Here is a 19,028-nt window from a genome sequence, read left to right on the forward strand (position 1 = left end):
GCAGCTGCGGCGTTAAGCTTTGTTTACCCTGCGGGAAGACTTGGGGGAGTAGTGAGAAGATATGAGTGGGAATTCCAAGTCCGACGCCGGGGATAAGGGGCGCGCGGCCAAGCCGCGCTGGCGCCTGCGTCTGTTCGATGTGGTCTTCGGCTGCCTGATGCTGGCGGGCGGCGGCTTTCTGCTGGCTGCGCTTCTGTCCCACAATGTGCTCGACCCGTCCTGGAATGTGGCTGCGGACGGTGATGTCGCCAACTGGATGGGGCCCTGGGGCGCCTCCGTTTCCGACGGATTGCTGCAAGCCCTGGGCTGGGCGGCCGGTGGGCCGGCCATCGCCCTCCTGATCTGGGGCGGAATCCTGATCTGGCGCCTCCCCCGCATCCGCACCCGGTCCGTGGCCGGTTTCCGCTGGTTCTTTGCCGCCATTGCCACGGCAGCCTTCGCAGCCGCTGTCAGCGCGCTACCCGTCCCCAATGCCTGGCCCTTCGCCTCCGGTCTCGGCGGCGCGCTGGGTGATATTTTCCTCAGCGCCCTGGCCGCATTGCCCAACCGGTTCGACCTGCCAGCCGCCCAGGGCATGGCCGCCGCCTTTGCACTCCTGGTCGCCATTGGCGGGATTTTCTTCACTTTCGGATTGCGCTCCCGGGATCTGACCGCTGCGGTCGATGCCGCCGGCCTGATCTGGGCGACCGTGCGGGTTTGGGCCGATGCCATTCGCGGCCGCGCCCTGGCCCTGGGTGGGTCGCGCGACCACGACATCGGGGATGAGGACGAGGAAGAGGTCCGCGAAGAGCCCGTCCTGCGCCGCGCCATGCGCGCTGCGGATACGGGTGGCGTCGCCATGGCCCGGCCGGTTGCCGCCGAGGATGCACCCCTGGACGATCCGATGGCCGGAGCGCATGTCAAAGTCTCCGCCAGCCGCAAGCCCAAGGATTCCGGACGGGATGCCCGCGAAGCCCAGGGCGCGCTGCCCTTTGCCAGGTCCGAAGGCTTCAAACTGCCGCGCCTCGACCTGCTGACCAAACCGGCCCTGCGCAATGATGCCGTGGACGAGCAGGCCCTGCGCCAGAATGCGGAACTCCTGCAGGGCGTCCTGTCCGATTTCGGGGTTAAGGGCGAGATCGTCCAGGTCCGTCCGGGCCCGGTCGTGACCCTGTATGAATTCGAACCGGCACCGGGGGTGAAATCCTCCCGCGTGATCAATCTGGCCGATGACATCGCCCGCTCCATGTCGACCCTGGCCGCCCGCGTGGCCGTTGTGCCGGGCCGCAATGCGATCGGTATCGAACTGCCCAATGCCAAGCGCGAAACGGTCTTCCTGCGCGCCCTGTTCAATTCCAAGGCTTTCGAGGACGCCAAGGCGGAACTGCCCTTCGCCCTGGGGGAAACGATTGGCGGGGAGCCCTTCGTGGCCGATCTCGCCCGCATGCCGCACCTGCTGATCGCCGGCACCACCGGCTCCGGTAAATCGGTCGGGATCAATGCCATGATCCTTTCCCTGCTCTACCGGCTGCCGCCCTCGGACTGCCGCATGATCATGATCGACCCGAAAATGCTGGAACTCTCCGTCTATGACGGGATCCCGCATCTTCTCACCCCGGTCGTCACCGATCCCAAAAAGGCCGTGGTCGCCCTGAAATGGGCTGTCCGGGAGATGGAAAGCCGCTATCTGCGCATGTCCAAGATCGGCGTGCGCAATGTGTCCGGCTTCAACGAGAAGGTCGCCGAAGCCCAGCGCACCGGCGAGGAACTCTCGCGCACGGTCCAGACCGGCTATGACAAGGAGACCGGCGAACCGATCTTCGAGACCGAGCGGATCGAAGCCGAGAAAATGCCCTATATCGTCGTCGTGATCGACGAGATGGCCGACCTGATGATGGTCGCGGGCAAGGAAATCGAGGCCGCCGTCCAGCGTCTGGCCCAGATGGCCCGCGCCGCCGGCATTCACCTCGTCACCGCCACACAACGCCCCTCCGTCGATGTGATCACCGGTACGATCAAGGCCAATTTCCCGACCCGTATCTCCTATTCCGTCACCTCCAAGATCGACAGCCGCACCATTCTGGGTGAGCAGGGCGCCGAACAGCTGCTGGGCATGGGTGACTTGCTCTACATGGCCTCCGGTGGCCGCCTGCGCCGCCTGCACGGACCCTTTGTGTCGGATCGTGAGGTCGAGGACGTCGCCAGCTTCCTCAAACGCCAGGGTGCGCCGGAATATCTCGAAGCCGTCACTGCCGGTGGCGAGGATGATGAGGGCGGTATTCCGGGCATGGACGGGATGGATGAGGGCTCGGGCGATGCCCTGTTCGACCAGGCCGTCGCCGTGGTCGCCCGCGACCGCAAGGCCTCGACCTCCTATATCCAGCGCCGCCTGCAGATCGGCTATAACCGTGCCGCCACGCTGATCGAGCGCCTGGAAGAAGAGGGCATGATCGGCCCGGCCGACCATGCCGGGCGCCGGGAAATCTTCCTGCCGGAACACGGCGAATAATGGCGGGCGAACCGCCCTCTCAGCCGCATCACGGGCCGCATCACGGAATTGACTGGACCGGTTTCGCCATCGGCCTGTCCGCACCCGCCGGTTGGGGGCTGGCCGGGATTTTCATTCGGCTGCTGGAAGGCTGGCCCGGCGCGCTGATCATGTCGGGGCGGCTTCTGGTGGCGGCCCTGATCTTCCTGCCCGCCCTGATCCTGCGTCACGCGGCACGGCGGGATGCCCTGAGAACCGCCCTGCCGCTTGCCATGGCGGCCTATTACATCATCGCAACATCCGCTTTCATCCGCGCGCCCATTGTCAATGTCGCCCTCCTGATCGGCCTCTCACCGGCCATTGCCCTGATCATCGACCGGGTCGGGGGGATCAAGCCGGGCCCTCTGCAATGGTTGGGGGTGGCCGTGGCCATCACCGGACTGGCCATATTCCTGGGGCCCCAGGAGATTTCGCAGCGGGAATGGTTCGGACACGCCCTGGCCGTTGCTGCCGGCCTCATGTCGGCCATCTACGCCACCGGGCTGCGCCGCCATCATACGACAGGTCGCAAGAGCGATCCGGCCGTTTTCACCGGACTGGCCTGCCTCTACGGCGCCATCCTCGCCCTGCTGCTCTGGCCTGTGTCTGGAGGAATTCTGGGACCGTTGACCCTGCCGCAGGCGGACGGAGGGGACTTCGTCGAAATTGTCCTTCTGGGCCTTCTGGCCACCGCGCTTCCCACGCTGACCTATGGGGTCGCATCCAGCCGGCTCGCGGGTGTCATCACGGCTAGCTTGATGCTGCTTTCGCCGATATTCGCCAGCCTCTATGCCGGCTTCATCCTGCACGCCTGGCCCAGCCTGATCGCCATTCCCGGCGGTCTGATGGTCCTGCTCGGCGTCTTCCTGACCACGCGTACGCCGCGTCCCGACGAGACGCGACACACCCGGGCCTAGCCGCGCTTGGATATTGTTCCGGGCGGACTTGCATGCTCTGATTGCTGCGAACTCGTGGGGGATTTCAAGCGTGAAGCGTTGGTTCAAGGGCGTTGCGGAGCTGCGCGCCGCCATAAAGTGTGTCGCGGCCATGTGTTGGGCCGCATCAACCGGCATGGTCGCCTGGGCTCAGGCCGGGCCTCAGGAAACCCCGACTCCCGCCTGGGTAAGCCTGCAGGAGGCCCCCGCCGCAGTCGAAACGGCACCGGACGGTATTTCCAACGGTCTCTATTACCAGCTCTATGACCTGCAATACCGGGTCACGGACGACACGCTTCACCAGTATGGCCATATCATCTACCAGATCATGGATCGGGCCGGGCTGGAGGGCGGAGCCCGCCTGTCCTTTGAATTCGATCCGTCCGACTCCGAACTTTTCATCCACGCCATCAATGTCATCCGCGATGGCGAAGTGCTGGATCGATTGGAGCTGGATCGGTTCACGACGGTTCGGCGCGAAACGGATCTCCAGTCCGGGATTGTCGACGGAAACCTGACCAGCTTCATCGAATTGCGCGACGTCCGCGTCGGCGATCTCGTGGAGTATGCTTGGTCGCGCGAAATCCGTTCGCCGATCTGGCCGGGCGGCATCGGCACCACGATCTCCACGCAATGGTCCATCCCGCTTGGCCGGCAGCACATCCGGATTCAGGCCCCGGCCGATAGGCCCCTGTCCCTGGCCGGCAATTCGCAGCTGGAGCCAGTCCGCACGGAGGAGAATGGCTGGGTCGAATATATCTGGGAACAGAGCGACGCCGATCGGGTGGCGGGCGAGGCGAATTTTCCGGCAGGACATGTGCATTGGGGCCAGATTTCTGTGTCCGCCATGCCGGACTGGCAATCCGTCGTGGACTGGGCGCGGCCGCTCTATGAGAGCCGTAGCGCGCTCGGACCTCGCAGCCGTGCCGTGCTGGAGCGGATCCGGGAGGAAAACCCGGTCTACACCGAACAGGTTACGGCGCTGATCCGGTATGTTCAGGACGATATCCGCTATGTTTCCGACGTTACGGGCCTGGGCAGTCATACGCCGCGCGACCCGGACACGGTGATCGAAAACGGTTATGGCGACTGCAAGGACAAGGCGCTGCTTCTGGTCGCCCTTCTGGGCGAAATGGGCGTTCATGCCAGTGTGGCGCTGACCGATATCGATGAGGGGCCCGGCTTGCCCGATCTGGCACCGTCGCCCTACGCCTTCGATCACGCAATCGTTCGTATCGACAATGATGGCGAGCCGGTCTGGATTGATGCCACCTGGTCCCACCAGGGCGGCCGTTTCCCGCGGATCGCGGCTCCGGTCTACATGTACGCCCTGCCGCTGGAACCGGGCCAGGATGATCTGGAACGGATCGAGGTCGCCAATCCCCGTCTGCCCAATATCGATCTCGAAGAAGCGTTTGATTTTGCCGACCTGGAAACGACAGGTGTCGCGCTCACGGTGGAGACTGTTTATCGCGACCGGGAAGCGGACAGTTTCCGCGCAAGCCTGGCCCGCCAGTCCCTGGCGGCCCTGTCGGAAAGCTACCAGGACTATTATCAAAACCTCTATCCCGGCATCGCCATCGCCGGCCCGATAGAGGTCGAGGATGACCGTGACGCCAATCAGGTGACGGTTCGCGAATTCTACGCGCTGAGCCAGCAGGCCTATCAGGCGGATGAGCTGTACAAATCCTTCCCGATGCGCGCCGATGCCGTACTGAGTCGTCTCGAAACGGTGGATGGTACGAGCCGGACAGCCCCCATTCATCTGCCCTGGCCGTTTCACCAGCGCCATGTTCACCGGTTTGAAAACCCGCCCGTCGCCGTATCCGGCCTGCCGCCTGTAGATTATGCGAATGATTTCCTGCGCTTTGAGACGGAGCAGTCAAACCGGCCCAATGGCGCCACCCTGACCTATACCCTGCAAACCCTGGCGGACCGGGCGCCTGCAAATGAGGTCGATGCCTACAACCAGATTGCCCGCGCCGTGCCGGATCAGGGCGATCTCTGGATCAATCTGGAGTCGTCAGGCTGGCTGCCTCCAGCCATGCAGGCTTGGGTGGACGATCCCGCCAATGATCTCGCCCTGGGCTACGGGCTTCTCGGCATTCTCTACCTGCTGGCCATTCTGGGTATTTTCTTCGGCTTTGCCCGCGATGCCAAACAACCCGAAGGGGCGGTTTTCCACCCGGTAAATCCCTGGAAATTCGTCCTTGTTTCAATCGCCAGCTTCAATCTCTATGCCGTCTTCTGGATGTGGCGGAATTGGCGCTGGATCAAAAAACATGATGAGCTCAGCATCTCGCCCTTCGGCCGCAGCTGGTTCAGCGTGCTGTTTTACCCGGCACAGGCCATGCGGATTGAAGAGGAAGCGGACGCGTCCGGTTTCTCGAGGGTTTTGGTCATCGGCTGTGCGTTTGCCTATTCGATTGCTTCTGTCGCGACCAGTCTGGCTGACCGCTTCCTGGTTCAGATCGAGCCGGCGGGTGGGCCGATCTCTGGTATGGTCTTGATCTTCAACTGGAGCCTCAGCCTGTTGATCCTGCCCGCCGTGCTCCAGGTCAATGCATTGAACCGGGAGCATCAAGAGGTCCAGGCTTACAATTCACGCTGGAATATCACGACAATGGTCCTCGTGATCTACGGGCTGCTCTTCCTCAGCCTGTCCATGCTTGGTGCATTTTTCGGAGGCTAGGTCGCATGTCCGCTTGGTTCATCGCATTGGCCATGGGTGTTCAGGTTTGCAGCGCGGGCCAGGCCCCGGAGTTTCAGGAAATCTGGCGGCTGGACGGGCTGGAGGCGCCGGAGAGCGTCATCGCGGATGGCAGGGGTGGCTATATCGTTTCCAATATTGCCGGTGAGGCCGCCGAGCGGAATGGGGCGGGTTACCTGGCTCGCGTCTCCTTTGACGGCGCGCTGACCGAACGACACTGGGTGACCGGTTTCAACGCGCCCAAGGGCATGGCTCTTCATGACGGCCATCTGTTTGTCAGTGATATCGACCGGCTCGTCGAAATTGATCTGGGGACCGGCGAGAGGATGGCTGACTACCCCATGCCGGGAGCCGGTTTTCTCAATGATGTAGCCGTGCTGGGCGATAGGGTCCTGGTCTCCGACAGCGCCAATAGCCGGATCTATGCCCTGGAAGACGGGGTGGTTTCGGTCTGGCTGGAGGATGCGGCCCTGGCCGGGGTGAACGGGCTGTTCGTGGAGGATAACCGGCTTTTGGTCACAACCATGTCGGCGGGGGATATCCTGGCGGTCGACTTGGATGACCGCTCCCTGACCCAACTCCTGACCGGGTTGGATAATGCCGATGGTATCGGCCCGGTGGCCGGGGGATACGTGATCAGCCAGTGGCCGGGATTGGTGTCTTTCTGGCGAGAAAACACCGCGCAATTTAATGAAACGACGCTGATTTTCGACGAGACGGAGACGCCTGTCTTCATGAATGACCTGCTCACCGAAGGTGACCGCATCCTCATTCCGCACTGGCAACCCGGCGCATTGTCAGCCTGGCAGGTGGAATGCGCGGCTGATGCTTCCACGGCTCACTGACATGAAGATGAACATCCCGGTCTTGCTCATGCCGCAATCCCGGGTCAGCTTGATGCCATGATGTCCTTGCTTGTCTCCTTGGCGATCTTCGCCCAGACCGCGTCCGAACCGCCTGCCCAAGCGGATGAGGCGGAATTGTCCCAACCGGCCGCCGAAAGCGCTGCCGATCCGGTCACCGAAACGGCGATCGAGCCGCCGGCTGCGGAGATCGACCGCGAGGCGATGCTGGAACAGCTCAATACCTATCTCAACGGGATCGGAACGCTGCGCGCCCGCTTCAGCCAGATCGCGCCGGATGGCTCCCTGGCCACGGGCGTTCTGTCTCTGCAGCGGCCGGGCCGGCTGCGCTTCCAGTATGATGATCCCAGCCCGATCCGGGTGATTGCCGACGGCACGACTGTGGCGATCGAGGATCAGGCGCTGGAAACGGTCGACCGGATTCCGTTGCGCTCCACTCCGGTCTGGTGGCTGCTGAAGGACGAGATCAATCTGTCCGAGGACGCCGAGATTGCCGGCATGGCGCGCGAATACGGCTTTTTCTACCTGACCCTGCGCGACCCCAGCGGCGAGATGGAGGGTGAGATCATGTTCGTCTTTGCCGAACCCAGTCTTGAGCTGCGCGAATGGTATGTCACCGACGCGCTGGGCGAGATCACACGGGTCAGCCTGAATGATGTGGAGACTGGCATGCGCCTGGATCCGCGCCTGTTCCGCATCCCGGAACCGGAAGACCGTCGCGATTCACGGCGGGGCCGCTAAGAAAGCGTTGTGGTTTTTTCGCCACTCGCAAATCCTTTCTCATTTTTTATTTGCAGAAAGCTGGCGGCTGTGTCGTTATTGTAACGCTGACTGAGAGCAAATGGATCGGCGTCGTCCCCCCGCTAGCGGATCCCACATCTCAGTCGCGCCGGATTGATCCCCTCCCGGCGCTGCGCTGTCAGAAATACAGGCGCACGGCTCCGCGCCCGGTCTCCTCCCCCTCGAGACCGGGCGCTTTGCTGTTTGGGGTCCGGTTTCAGCCCGTATTGCATTCTTCCCCTGTGCACGGGCGACGCGGATCGCTAAATAAACCGCATGGACTTCCAGGATGATGCCGAGAGCGCGGACATTCCGCGCCTGCTCGAAGAAATTCCGCTGCTCTACAAGGCCAAGGCCTTTGCCGAGAGCCTCAATGCCAATACATGGTTTTCCCGCCTGGGAGAGCCGCTGGACGAGCGCGAGCGCTATCTGGCCCAGACCTATCTGGACGGGCTGGGCTTTCCCGAAGCCGAGCCGGCCCTGCTGAATGATTGGGACGAGGCCGCCGGTGCCGCTGAAGCGCTGGACCGTGATCCGATCGGCTGGGAGACCGAGGAAATGCTGCGCACGGGCCTGGTCTCACGCGCACTGGAACGCCTCGATGAGGAAGCCGTGTCCATGGCGCTGACCCTGGTGGCCGAGAAAACCGGTGATACGGCACGCGATGCCATCGAGGACGCGGCCGCCATGGCAGATGTGGAAGACATGGAACTCGTCCATGCCGCCGCCGGGGCCCTAGCCCAGGCGGCCAATGGTGCGGCCCTGGTTGTTCTGGCCGAAGCCGAGGATGACGAGCTGCCACACCCCTTCCTGGCCCGCTGGCGCCTGTTCGCCCGGGGCCGCTGGCCGGTCGGCCTGGCCGGTGCCAGCTATAATATTCTCTAGACCCGACAGGACCGATCATGACCGCCTTTACGCTTGCCAGCTGGAACATCAATTCCGTGCGACTGCGCGCGCCCATGGTGGCGGAATGGGTCCGGCAAGCCGATCCCGACGTGCTCTGCCTGCAGGAGATCAAATGCCTGAACGAGCAATTCCCGGAAGAGGCCTTCCGGGAAATGGGCTTCCGGCATTTCCATGTTCGCGGTCAAAAAGGCATGCATGGCGTGGCCATCGCCTCGAAACTGCCGCTGGAAGACCTGCCGGACGAGGATCTCTGCCCCAAGGCCGAAGCCCGTCACCAGCGGGTCATGGTGGAAGGCATTGAACTGCACAATTTCTACATCCCCGCCGGCGGTGACGAGCCGGACGTGGAAACCAATCCGCGCTTTGCCCACAAGCTCGCCTTCCTGGACCGCATCGAGGCCTATTTCGCCGGACGTGCCGCGGAAAACCCACCCCTCATCCTGGTCGGTGATTTCAACATCGCGCCCTATGAGCATGATGTCTGGTCGCACAAGCAATTGCTCAAGGTGATCTCCCACACCCCGGTCGAGACCGAAGCGCTGGAGCGGATCCGCAAGACCTGCGATTTCGCCGATGTGGCGCGCGAACTCATTCCGATGGACGAGAAGATCTATTCCTGGTGGAGCTATCGCGCGCGTGACTGGAAGAAAGCCAATCGCGGCCGCCGTCTCGACCATATCTGGGCCGCTCCCGCCGTGCGCGAACGCGCCCTGGCCGGTGGCCGGGACGCGTTCCGCATCTGGGAAGACACGCGCAGCTGGGAAAAACCCTCCGACCACGCGCCGGTGGTGCTGGAGATCGGCAGCTAGAGCCTAGCTCTGCAGCCGGTAACCACCGCTTTCCGTGACGAGAAGCCGAGCCTGGCCGGGATCGGGCTCGATCTTCTGGCGCAAGCGGTAGACATGGGTTTCCAGCGTGTGGGTCGTCACCGCCGGATTATAGCCCCAGACCTCGTGCAGCAGCTCGTCGCGCGGTACCGGCTTGCCGCCGGCCCGGTAGAGGTATTTGAGGATATTCGTCTCTTTCTCGGTGAGGCGGACCTTGCGATCCTCCCCGACGAGCAACAGCTTCATGGCCGGGCGGAATTCATAGGGCCCGATCTGGAAGACGGCATCCTCGCTCTGCTCATGGCTGCGCATATGGGCGCGCACACGGGCCAGAAGGACGGAGAATTTGAAGGGCTTGGTGACATAGTCATTGGCGCCCGATTCCAGACCCAGGATCTGGTCGGCATCGGTGTCCTGCGCCGTCAGCATGACGATCGGGGCAGACAGGCCATTCTTGCGCATCAAGCGGCAGGCCTCGCGGCCGTCCATGTCCGGCAGATCGACGTCCAGAAGCACGACGTCGGCGCGTTCGTCCTTGGCCAGCGCCATACCCTGGCTGGCATTGGCCGCCGACAGGGTGCGGAATTCCTCATGAAGGGCGAATTGTTCGGCCAGCGCCTCGCGCAGGTCGTCATCATCGTCCACGATCAGGATGGTCTTTTGTGCGCTCATTCTGTGATCATGCCCATTTCACGGCGCAAGGCAAATACTGCCGACCGGCAGGAATTGCCCGGCAAATTTTGCGCCTTCAGCCCGATTAGTCCTGTGTTTTTCATGCTTAATATGTGGTCCCGATTTTGCTGGGTAAGTCCCGAGTCCGAAACCGGACACACATCCGTGGTGGGGGAGGCGAGACGGACGATCGTGCAGCCTGTTTGCACAGCTTGTCCCTCGCCGACCACCGCGTTTCCGCTCTAGACTATCGCTCATGGATTGGCAGGTCTCCCGCAAAGGCCAAATGGCCCTTGGCGCGCGCACCGTACGCGCAGCCCTTGGTAAAGAGGGAATCACGGATGCGTCAGCCAAGCGCGAGGGCGATGGAGCCACCCCGTTGGGCCGCTATCCCCTGCGGCGGGTCTACTACCGCGCCGACCGGGTCGCCCGGCCCGAAACAGCCCTGCCGGTCCGGCAAATCCGAAAAGATGATGGCTGGTGCGATGCCCCGGACGATGCGGCCTACAACCGCCCGGTCCGCCTGCCCTACAAAGCCTCCCACGAAGAATTATGGCGCGAGGACGGGCTCTACGACCTGATCCTGGTGCTGGGCCATAATGATGATCCGCCGGTTCCCGGCCTGGGGTCGGCGATCTTCCTGCATTGCAAGCGCGGTGATTACGAGCCGACCCAGGGCTGTGTCGCGCTCGACCCGGCCGATGTGACCGAATTGCTGGCCCAGGCCAGGCCCGGCGACCATATCGTGATCGACTAATCCTCGCGCGGGCCGAAAAACCCGGTCCCGACCCGTACGGATGTGGCGCCCAGGCGGATGGCCGTTTCGAAATCGGCACTCATTCCCATGGACAGACGCGGCACATCATTCTCGCGGGCCAGCTTGGCCAGAAGGGCAAAATGCAGCCCGGCCGGTTCCTCGACCGGCGGGATACACATCAGCCCCTCGATTTCGAACCCGTAATCCGACCGAATGCTGGCCAGGAAGTCCGGCAGGTCCGCCGGCGCAATGCCGGCCTTCTGCGGCTCATCACCCGTATTGACCTGGACATAAAGGCGCGGCGTCCGCCCGCTCTCATCCATCGCCTTGCGCAGGGCCCGGGCAAGCTTGTCCCGGTCCAGCGTTTCGATAACGTCGAACAGGGCCACGGCATCTGCCGCCTTGTTGGTCTGCAAGGGTCCGATCAGGCGCAATTCCAGATCGGGGTGATCGGCGCGGCGGCTCTCCCAATGGGATTGGGCTTCCTGCACGCGGTTCTCCCCGAAGACACGCTGGCCAGCCGCCAGGGCAGCATCCAGGCGCGCCTCGCTCTGGCGTTTGGAGACGGCGACAAGCGTGATATCGGAAGGGTCACGCCCGGCATCCCGGGCAGTGTCACGGATCGTATCGAGCAGGTCTTGCCGACGGTCGGCCATATCAGGTTGAGAGGTCATGATGCCGCCATATGATGCCGGCGCTTTCTTGGCAAGACAGGCAGCCCGCCTCGAGGGGGCTGCATTTTCGCCGCTGCCGCCCTTGCTGGCACTGACGGACCCGCAGCGGACGCCGGACCCGGTCGCCCTGGCCGAGCGCCTGCCTGCGGGATCCGGTCTCATCTACCGGCATTATGGCGCGACGGACCGGTTTGCGACCGCACGGGCATTGGCCCGTATCGCCCTGTCGCGGGAACTGGTCTTCCTGGTGTCTTCGGATGCCGCACTGGCGCGGGCCGTCGACGCAGATGGCCAGCACTTTCCGCAAGCCCGCACCGTTGAGGCGCTGAAAGCCCGGCGCAGGGGCGATCCCGGCCTGTTCACCAGCGCCTGTCACGGACACAACGCCCTGATGCGGGCCGCGATGTGCGGCGTGGACGCGGTCTTGCTCTCACCCATCCTGCCCAGCGCCAGCCCAAGCGCGGTCCGGCCCCTTGGTCTAATGCGCGCGAGCGGCCTTGTCCGGCAGAGCCGGCTGCCGGTCTATGCGCTGGGCGGAATCCAGGCGCAAAGCATCAGGCGTTTGAAAGGGTTTGGTTTTTCAGGAGTAGCCGCAATCGGCGGCCTGTCTGGCTGATCCCAGGATCAGAAGCGCAGCGCGGACTCGAACTTGATTTCCGGCTCGCGGCGGTCTTCCAGGGATGTGTCACCGCGCAGGGTGAAATACTCGCTGTCCGGAGAGGCAAAGCGCAGCTCACCACCAACCCGGAAACGCTCGCCCAGATTCACGAAGGCGCCGGCGCTGACATCCTCACGCGCAATGCGCGTGTCGGAATGGTCATCAATGCCCAGCGTGATACCCCAGCGGCCGCCGGAGGATTCCCAATCGAAGGTCTCGATCTCGTCCAGTTCCGGGTGGGGGCTGTCATTCATGGACAGAGTGAAGGCTTCATACCAGGGCGTCTCGCCTTCCGGCGTGACCGTGTCCTGGGCCATGGCGGGAGTTGCACACAGGCACAGCGCCGTTGCCATCACGGCCACGGACGCGGTTTTTCCAACAATGCCAAACGGATAAGCCCGCTCACGCATGGAAATTCTCCCTCACACTCTTTCTTCTAACGCAGGCGGGAGGGCCAGCCCAAGCAGAATCTACCGTGGCTCTTACAGAATCCTTTCGGCTGTGGCGGAATTGTCAAAACTGCCAGCCGAGCTCCAGGAAAGCCGTCAAACTGTCAGTGTTCGATTTCTGGCGTCCGGCCGGTGTCCAAACAGGTTCCTGCCGCTCCTGGGCCTGCACACCGAAGCCCGCAATCCAGCGCTCGCCCAACAGGCGCGAACCGCCCGCCTGCCAGCTGGTTCCGTCGACATGGACGGCATCATCGGAAAAGCCGGCATATTCCAGCGTCCACAACCAGTCGCCGCTCTCATACCCGGCCGAGGCCGACCAGGCCCGGTAACCGGCTTCCTGTGAGAGACCATTGTCAGATACGAAGGCCCGGGCACCCGCAGACCAGGCACCATGAGCCCAGCGCACACCCAGATCATAGGCGCGCAAGCCGTCAAAACCGGGCAAACCGGTCGCATCATCGCCGTGCGACAGGCCCAGTGAGGCTTCAAATTCATGATCCCCGCGCCGCAGCGCGTAATGGACACCCAATTCCAGCACATCGTCAAAGACCGGGCTGACCAGTCCGGCCAGCCCGTATTCACGGGCGCAATGGTCCAGGCCGCACATCCGGACGGACGGCGTCCAGGAGGCCGAGGCCCGGAGCGTACCGACACTGGTTTCCTGCCCCAATGCGATGGAACGGAACAGGATTTTGGCGTCCTGGCCGGAGCTGAAATTCTCTGTCCTCGCGCCCTGCAACCCACCCGTATCCACACGGCCACCATCGGCGCGGCTCAGCCGGAAGGCCCGGGGCCCGCCGGTATGGTCCTGGCGGGCCGCCCCTTCGGTCCGGCCAATGCGCAGCTCGCCCCAACCGGTTTCATGGAAGATATAGGCGGTATCCAGCACGCCCCGTGTGTCGTCACCCTCCGGTGCCCCGGCCGTTCGCAGGCCGGAGGCGGGACCCTGCAGACCGGCGCAATCCCCCTGGCCGGGCGGACAGTTTCCGGCCAGCCCACCAAATCCACGATGTCCGTTTTCACTTTGCACCCGGCCGCCCAGAACAAGGCCGGAGCGGCGCCCGGCCTCATTGAAGCGTTCGAAAGTGACGTCACCATCCAGGTCGAACAGGATGTCGGACGCCCCGTCGCCTGCCCGCAGAACAGTGCCGGCCTGGATGTCCAGCCGGGTGCTCTCGGTCTCGAAATCTGAATAGGGATCGGAGAAAGCGTCCTGAGGGAATGCCGGCGGGCCCGCAATAGCTCCGGACAACGCTGCGATGGATATCGCGCCAAATGTCCGCTTCATAACTTGCGGTCCCGCCGATCGGCCCCGTCCCCCCGGACGTCGCGCCTTACAGGAAATTAAGCGGCGGTTGGGGTCAAGCATGCGTGCCTGTTCGATCACGTCTTCTCACAAATCTGTTGCAAGCGGGCCACGGTCACATCGGGTGCCTTTCACCGCTGGCACAGCGTGTATCGCGTGCTATACAAACCTTTCAAAGAAAAGAGCGCATCCGCGTTCTCGGTTCTCCCGTGTGTAACCGCTGTTCAGTGTCGAAGGAGTCTCGGCTTATGCCTGACCGTCGGATTCTCGGAGCTATCCTCTCCGCCGCCATCCTTTTCGTTCCCGCCTGCGCCTCCAATAACGCGGCCGGGGATTCCGCTTCCGAACAGCGTTCCGGACTGCGCCTTCCGTCCCTGCCCAACCCGCTGGCCCGCAATAATGAAAACTATGACGTCGAAGGGATCGGCGTGAATGGTTATCTGTGGCGCGCCAGCCTGGACACGATCTCCTTCATGCCGCTGGCTGAGGTGGATCCGTTCGGCGGTGTGATCATCACGGACTGGTATGCCAATCCGCAAATGCCGACCGAACGCTTCAAGCTGACGGTTTACATCCTGGATACGCGCCTGCGTGCCGACGCGCTGGCCGTGAACGTGTTCCGCCAGGTACGTGACGAAACGGGCGGCTGGGTCGATGCCCAGACCAGCACCGAAACCGCCTATGAAATCGAAAACGCGATCCTGACCCGGGCTCGCCAGCTGCGCATTTCCCAGCTGGAAGACTAGCCCGCGCGCTGGCTTCGCAGCGAGACAAGACCATGAGCCGATACAATCCCCGCGAGGCCGAACCCAAATGGCAATCGGCCTGGGCGGCGCGTGATGCGTTCAAGGCCGGTGGCCCGGACGCCGATACCTCCAAGCCGAAATACTATGTGCTGGAGATGTTCCCCTATCCGTCAGGGCGCATCCATGTCGGCCATTCGCGCAATTATACGATGGGTGATGTGGTCGCCCGCTATAAGCGCGCGCGTGGCTTTGATGTGCTTCACCCGATGGGCTGGGACGCATTCGGCCTGCCGGCGGAGAATGCGGCACGCGAGCGCGGCGTTCACCCCGGCGCCTGGACCTATGAGAATATCCGCGTCATGCGGGCGCAATTGCAGCGCCTCGGCCTGGCTCTGGACTGGTCCCGCGAAATCGCCACCTGTGATCCGGCCTATTATCGGCACCAGCAAGCCATCTTCCTGAAACTGCTGGATAAAGGCCTAGCCTACCGCAAGACGGCGAAGGTCAATTGGGACCCGGTCGACCAGACCGTTCTGGCCAATGAACAGGTGATCGACGGACGCGGCTGGCGTTCTGGCGCCCTCGTCGTCCAGCGCGAACTGGACCAGTGGTTCTTCAAGATCACCGATTATGCCGACCAGCTGACCGATGCGATCGCCGATCTGGATCGCTGGCCGGACAAGGTTCGCACGATGCAGTCCAACTGGATCGGGCGGTCTCGCGGTGCCGAGGTTTCCTGGCCGATTGCTGACAATGGCCTGGCCGAACGCTTCGGCCAGACGATCGACGTCTTCACCACGCGTCCGGACACGCTATTCGGGGCCAGCTTCCTGGCCCTCGCGCCGGACCACCCCATCGTCAAGGCCCTGGCCGAGGATGATCCGGAGATTGACCGCTTCTGTCATGACTGCGCCCGCATGGGCACGACGGAAGAAGAGATTGAAAAGGCGCCCAAGCGCGGCGTCGACCTGGGCTTCACCGTCAAGCACCCGCTTGATCCCAATTGGGAAATCCCGGTCTGGTCTGCGAATTTCGTGCTTTCGGGCTATGGCACGGGCGCCATTTTCGGCTCCCCGGCCGGCGATCAGCGCGACCTGGATTTCGCCCGCAAATATGATCTTCCGGTCACGCCGGTTGTCCTGCCGCCAAATACGGATCCGGCCGATCACAAGATCAAGGACGAGGCCTATACGGCACACGGCACGATCTATAATTCCCGCTTCCTCGACGGTCTGGAAACGGCCGACGCCATCGAGCGCGCGATCGAGGAACTGGAGAAGGTCGGCCTGGGCAAGGGCGCAACCAGCTATCGCCTGCGCGACTGGCTGGTCTCGCGCCAACGCTATTGGGGCTGCCCGATCCCGGTCATCCATTGTGAGGATTGCGGCGCTGTTGGTGTGCCGGAAGACCAGCTGCCCGTGGAATTGCCCGAGGATGTCACCTTCGACCATCCCAGCAATCCGCTGGAGCGCCATCCGACCTGGAAACACACGGACTGCCCCAAATGCGGCAAGCCGGCCCGCCGGGAAACCGACACGCTGGACACCTTTGTCTGCTCGTCCTGGTATTTCCTGCGCTTTACCTCGCCCTGGTCCGAGACCGAGCCCTTCGAAGCGGCCCATGCGGAACGCTGGATGCCGGTCGACCAGTATGTCGGCGGCATTGAACACGCCATCCTGCACCTGCTCTATGCGCGCTTCTTCACGCGGGCGCTCAATGATTGCGGCCTGATGAATTTGCCGGGCGGCGAGCCTTTCGCCGGTCTCTTCACCCAGGGCATGGTGACTCACGAGACCTACAAATCGTCGGAAGGCAAATGGCTCCTGCCGACAGATGTCGAACGCAAGGACGGTCAGATCGTCGAAATCGGAACCGGCAAGCCGGTCACGGTCGGCGCGATCGAAAAAATGTCCAAGTCCAAGAAAAACGTCGTGGATCTGGACGCTTTCGTCGATGATTACGGGGCCGATGCGGCCCGCTGGTTCGTTCTGTCCGACAGCCCGCCGGAGCGGGATGTGGAATATACGGACAGTGGTGTGGAAGGCGTCTGGCGTTTCGTCCAGCGCCTGTGGACCACCGTCTCCTCCCTGCCGGAAGGGGCACCGGGACCGGACACCGTCGCCGTCAATGCGACCGGTGCCGCCCTGGATATCCGCAAGGCCGCCCACAAGGCACTGCATGTCATCACCGATGCGATCGAAGGCTTCCGCTTCAACTCGGCCGTGGCCCAGGTCCATGATCTGGTCAATGCGCTGCGCAAATATGAGCCGGCTGATGCAGACGGGATTGCCGCCAAGGCCGAAGCCCTGGGCATTCTGGTTCGCGTCATCGCACCTTTCGTACCGCACCTCGCCGAGGAATGCTGGGAGACATTGGGCGGTGAAGGCCTGGTCATCGATGCGGCCTGGCCGGAAGCCGATCCGGCCCTGCTGGTCGAGGACACGGTGACCATGCCGATCCAGATCAATGGCAAGCGTCGCGCCCAGATTGACGTCGCCAAGGGCACACCGGAGGAGGAGGTAAAATCCCTCGCTCTGGCCCAGGACGGGGTGGTGCGCGCGACGGAAGGGCTTACAGTGCGCAAAGTGATCGTCGTACCCGACCGGATCGTCAACATCGTCGTGGGATAAGCCCTATGCGCATGCGCCGTACTCTTCTGGCCAGTTTGGCCCTGACCGCCACGCTCGGTCTGGGCGCATGCGGGTTCACGCCCATGTATGGTCAGGACGGTCGCGCTGCGGTCCTGTCCGACATTGCCGTTGTGACCGGCGAAGAGCGGATCGACTTCCTGCTGCAGCAAGCCCTGCTGGATGCCATGGACGCCCGCCACGGGCGCGAGCTGTATCAATTGCGGGCCGAGGTTCGCCAGAGCTCCATTCCGCTCGGCATCGGTGCCGATGCCGTTGTCCGTCGTTACACGATCCGGCTGCGAGTCGATTATGCGGTCTACCGGACCGGTGAAATCGATCCGGTTCTGACCGGACGCGCGAGTGGCTCTGCGTCCTATGATTTGTCCAACTCGCCCTATTCGGCCCTCGTCTCCGAACAGGATGCCGAAGAACGCGCGGCGGACATGGCCGCTGAACAGATCACAGCCCAGCTGCTGCGCGCGCTCCACAATATGGACGGCTCGTGAAGGTTCAGGCCCGCGATGCCGATGCACGGGTCAAAAATCCCGACCCGGCGATCAAGGCGTATCTGATCTACGGTCCCGACCGAGGCCTCGCCCATGAGCGGGCGTCGACGCTCGTCAAATCCGTTCTGGAAGATCCGGACGATCCCTTCGCGCTGACCCAGCTGACCGAAGAGGATCTCAAATCCGATCCGGCTGCGCTCGCCGATGCGATGGCGGCGATGTCCCTGACCGGCGGTCAGCGGCTCGTCCGGGTCCGCCTGTCCGGCGAGACCGGAAGCGGACCGATTATCGACTATATTTCTGATCTGGAGAGCGGCTCTGTGGCGCCGCAAACCGTCCTGGTGGTCGAGTCCGGGGATCTAACGCCGCGAGGGAAGCTTCGAAAAACCTTCGAACCAGCGAAAAACGCTTATGCTATAGCATGTTATGCCGATACCGCCCAATCACTCGGAAACCTCGTCGACGACCTACTCAAGGGCGAAAATCTGGCGATTGCACCCGATGCGCGCATGAATTGGCTGCCGCGGCTGGAAGGTGACCGGGCGCTGGCCCGCGGCGAGATCGAGAAGCTGATTCTCTACAAGGGACTCTCCGGTCAGCGCGAACCGGGTGATGACACGATCACGCTTGAGGATGTCGAAGCCGTCGCGGCCGACCAGGGCGAGGCCCAGATGGACGCCGTTCTGGAACCGGCCCTGCTCGGCCGGATCGCCGAAGCCGACAAGGCCTATGTCCGATCGGTCAGTGCGGGCGGAAATCCCGTCGCCATCCTGCGCGCCCTGCAGCGCCGGCTTGACCAGCTGGGGGCGGTCCAGGCGGCTGGCGGCAATGAGGCGGCCATGGCCCGCGCCGGCGTGCCGCGCTTCGGTCCGCCAGCCAATGCATTCAAACAGCAGATGTCAGTCTGGCGCGGCCGGCGCCTGGAACATGCCCGCCAGCTCGCCTTTGACGCGGAACGCCAGGTCAAGCGCTCCGGCTCTCCGGCTGAAAGCCTGGTCAGTGAGCTCTTGCTGAGACTGGCCCGCGGCGCCGCCCAGATGCGGCGCTAAAACCCGGTCTGACCGGGTATGACCGGGCCGGAAAACCCCTTGTCTGTCAGAAGG

Annotated in this window: 17 protein-coding genes; 13 read left to right on the plus strand and 4 right to left on the minus strand. The window is 63.3% G+C overall.

Annotated elements, in window-relative coordinates; translation table 11 throughout:
* Positions 1 to 61 precede the first annotated feature (61 nt).
* From I0K07_RS02415 to xth, 7 genes are all read left to right on the plus strand, one after another.
* Positions 62 to 2,488, plus strand: coding sequence for an FtsK/SpoIIIE family DNA translocase (locus tag I0K07_RS02415; protein WP_203291069.1), 2,427 nt, complete (start codon positions 62 to 64; stop codon positions 2,486 to 2,488).
* Positions 2,488 to 3,423 (plus strand): DMT family transporter, encoded by a 936-nt coding sequence (locus I0K07_RS02420; protein WP_203291070.1) that lies wholly within the window; start codon positions 2,488 to 2,490, stop codon positions 3,421 to 3,423. Before I0K07_RS02415 ends, I0K07_RS02420 begins: the two co-directional genes overlap by 1 nt.
* A 70-nt stretch (positions 3,424 to 3,493) precedes the next feature.
* Complete coding sequence (locus I0K07_RS02425; RefSeq protein WP_203291071.1) at positions 3,494 to 6,133, plus strand: DUF3857 domain-containing protein; 2,640 nt, start codon at positions 3,494 to 3,496, stop codon at positions 6,131 to 6,133.
* Between the two features lie 5 nt (positions 6,134 to 6,138).
* Positions 6,139 to 6,996 (plus strand): SMP-30/gluconolactonase/LRE family protein, encoded by an 858-nt coding sequence (locus I0K07_RS02430; RefSeq protein ID WP_203291072.1) that lies wholly within the window; start codon positions 6,139 to 6,141, stop codon positions 6,994 to 6,996.
* Between the two features lie 57 nt (positions 6,997 to 7,053).
* The gene (locus I0K07_RS02435) at positions 7,054 to 7,755 is read left to right on the plus strand and encodes a LolA family protein (RefSeq protein WP_203291073.1); all 702 of its coding nucleotides are present in this window, start codon (positions 7,054 to 7,056) and stop codon (positions 7,753 to 7,755) included.
* Positions 7,756 to 8,070: 315 nt separating this feature from the next.
* Complete coding sequence (locus I0K07_RS02440) at positions 8,071 to 8,679, plus strand: hypothetical protein (RefSeq protein ID WP_203291074.1); 609 nt, start codon at positions 8,071 to 8,073, stop codon at positions 8,677 to 8,679.
* A 17-nt stretch (positions 8,680 to 8,696) separates the two neighbouring features.
* Positions 8,697 to 9,509, plus strand: a complete 813-nt coding sequence (xth, locus tag I0K07_RS02445) for an exodeoxyribonuclease III (protein WP_203291075.1) — start codon at positions 8,697 to 8,699, stop codon at positions 9,507 to 9,509.
* A gap of 3 nt (positions 9,510 to 9,512) precedes the next feature.
* Here the strand turns inward: xth and I0K07_RS02450 are convergent, their stop codons facing one another.
* Positions 9,513 to 10,199 carry a response regulator transcription factor gene (locus I0K07_RS02450; RefSeq protein WP_203291076.1) on the minus strand — a complete coding sequence of 229 codons (687 nt, stop codon included), beginning with the start codon at positions 10,197 to 10,199 and terminating at the stop codon, positions 9,513 to 9,515.
* A gap of 256 nt (positions 10,200 to 10,455) precedes the next feature.
* Between I0K07_RS02450 and I0K07_RS02455 the strand changes: the two genes are divergently transcribed.
* A complete protein-coding gene (locus I0K07_RS02455) occupies positions 10,456 to 10,956 on the plus strand; it encodes a L,D-transpeptidase family protein (protein WP_203291077.1) in 501 nt (166 codons plus the stop codon).
* On the opposite strand, the gene I0K07_RS02460 is transcribed toward I0K07_RS02455, so the two are convergent.
* Positions 10,953 to 11,630, minus strand: a complete 678-nt coding sequence (locus I0K07_RS02460) for a YggS family pyridoxal phosphate-dependent enzyme (protein WP_203291078.1) — start codon at positions 11,628 to 11,630, stop codon at positions 10,953 to 10,955. The two genes, I0K07_RS02455 and I0K07_RS02460, sit on opposite strands and share 4 nt — an antisense overlap.
* On the opposite strand from I0K07_RS02460, the gene I0K07_RS02465 reads away from it, so the two are divergent.
* On the plus strand, positions 11,629 to 12,246 hold the full coding sequence (locus tag I0K07_RS02465; RefSeq protein WP_203291079.1) for a thiamine phosphate synthase: 618 nt from the start codon (positions 11,629 to 11,631) through the stop codon (positions 12,244 to 12,246). The genes I0K07_RS02460 and I0K07_RS02465 overlap by 2 nt on opposite strands.
* An 8-nt stretch (positions 12,247 to 12,254) precedes the next feature.
* Here the strand turns inward: I0K07_RS02465 and I0K07_RS02470 are convergent, their stop codons facing one another.
* Positions 12,255 to 12,698 carry an NtrZ family periplasmic regulatory protein gene (locus I0K07_RS02470; RefSeq protein ID WP_203291080.1) on the minus strand — a complete coding sequence of 148 codons (444 nt, stop codon included), beginning with the start codon at positions 12,696 to 12,698 and terminating at the stop codon, positions 12,255 to 12,257.
* A gap of 103 nt (positions 12,699 to 12,801) precedes the next feature.
* Positions 12,802 to 14,025 (minus strand): porin, encoded by a 1,224-nt coding sequence (locus tag I0K07_RS02475; protein WP_203291081.1) that lies wholly within the window; start codon positions 14,023 to 14,025, stop codon positions 12,802 to 12,804.
* A 266-nt stretch (positions 14,026 to 14,291) separates the two neighbouring features.
* Between I0K07_RS02475 and I0K07_RS02480 the strand changes: the two genes are divergently transcribed.
* Genes I0K07_RS02480 through holA form a run of 4 tightly spaced genes read left to right on the plus strand, consistent with a single transcriptional unit; the run spans position 14,292 to position 18,974 of the window.
* Complete coding sequence (locus I0K07_RS02480) at positions 14,292 to 14,789, plus strand: DUF3576 domain-containing protein (RefSeq protein ID WP_203291082.1); 498 nt, start codon at positions 14,292 to 14,294, stop codon at positions 14,787 to 14,789.
* Between the two features lie 32 nt (positions 14,790 to 14,821).
* Complete coding sequence (leuS, locus tag I0K07_RS02485; RefSeq protein WP_203291083.1) at positions 14,822 to 17,419, plus strand: leucine--tRNA ligase; 2,598 nt, start codon at positions 14,822 to 14,824, stop codon at positions 17,417 to 17,419.
* An 11-nt stretch (positions 17,420 to 17,430) separates the two neighbouring features.
* Complete coding sequence (lptE, locus tag I0K07_RS02490) at positions 17,431 to 17,925, plus strand: LPS assembly lipoprotein LptE (protein WP_203291084.1); 495 nt, start codon at positions 17,431 to 17,433, stop codon at positions 17,923 to 17,925.
* On the plus strand, positions 17,922 to 18,974 hold the full coding sequence (gene holA / locus I0K07_RS02495) for a DNA polymerase III subunit delta (RefSeq protein ID WP_203291085.1): 1,053 nt from the start codon (positions 17,922 to 17,924) through the stop codon (positions 18,972 to 18,974). The genes lptE and holA overlap by 4 nt, the downstream gene beginning before the upstream one ends.
* The last annotated feature ends 54 nt before the right edge of the window (positions 18,975 to 19,028 follow it).

It is taken from the genome of Maricaulis parjimensis, assembly GCF_016817355.1.
GTDB classification, from domain to species: Bacteria; Pseudomonadota; Alphaproteobacteria; order Caulobacterales; family Maricaulaceae; genus Maricaulis; species Maricaulis parjimensis.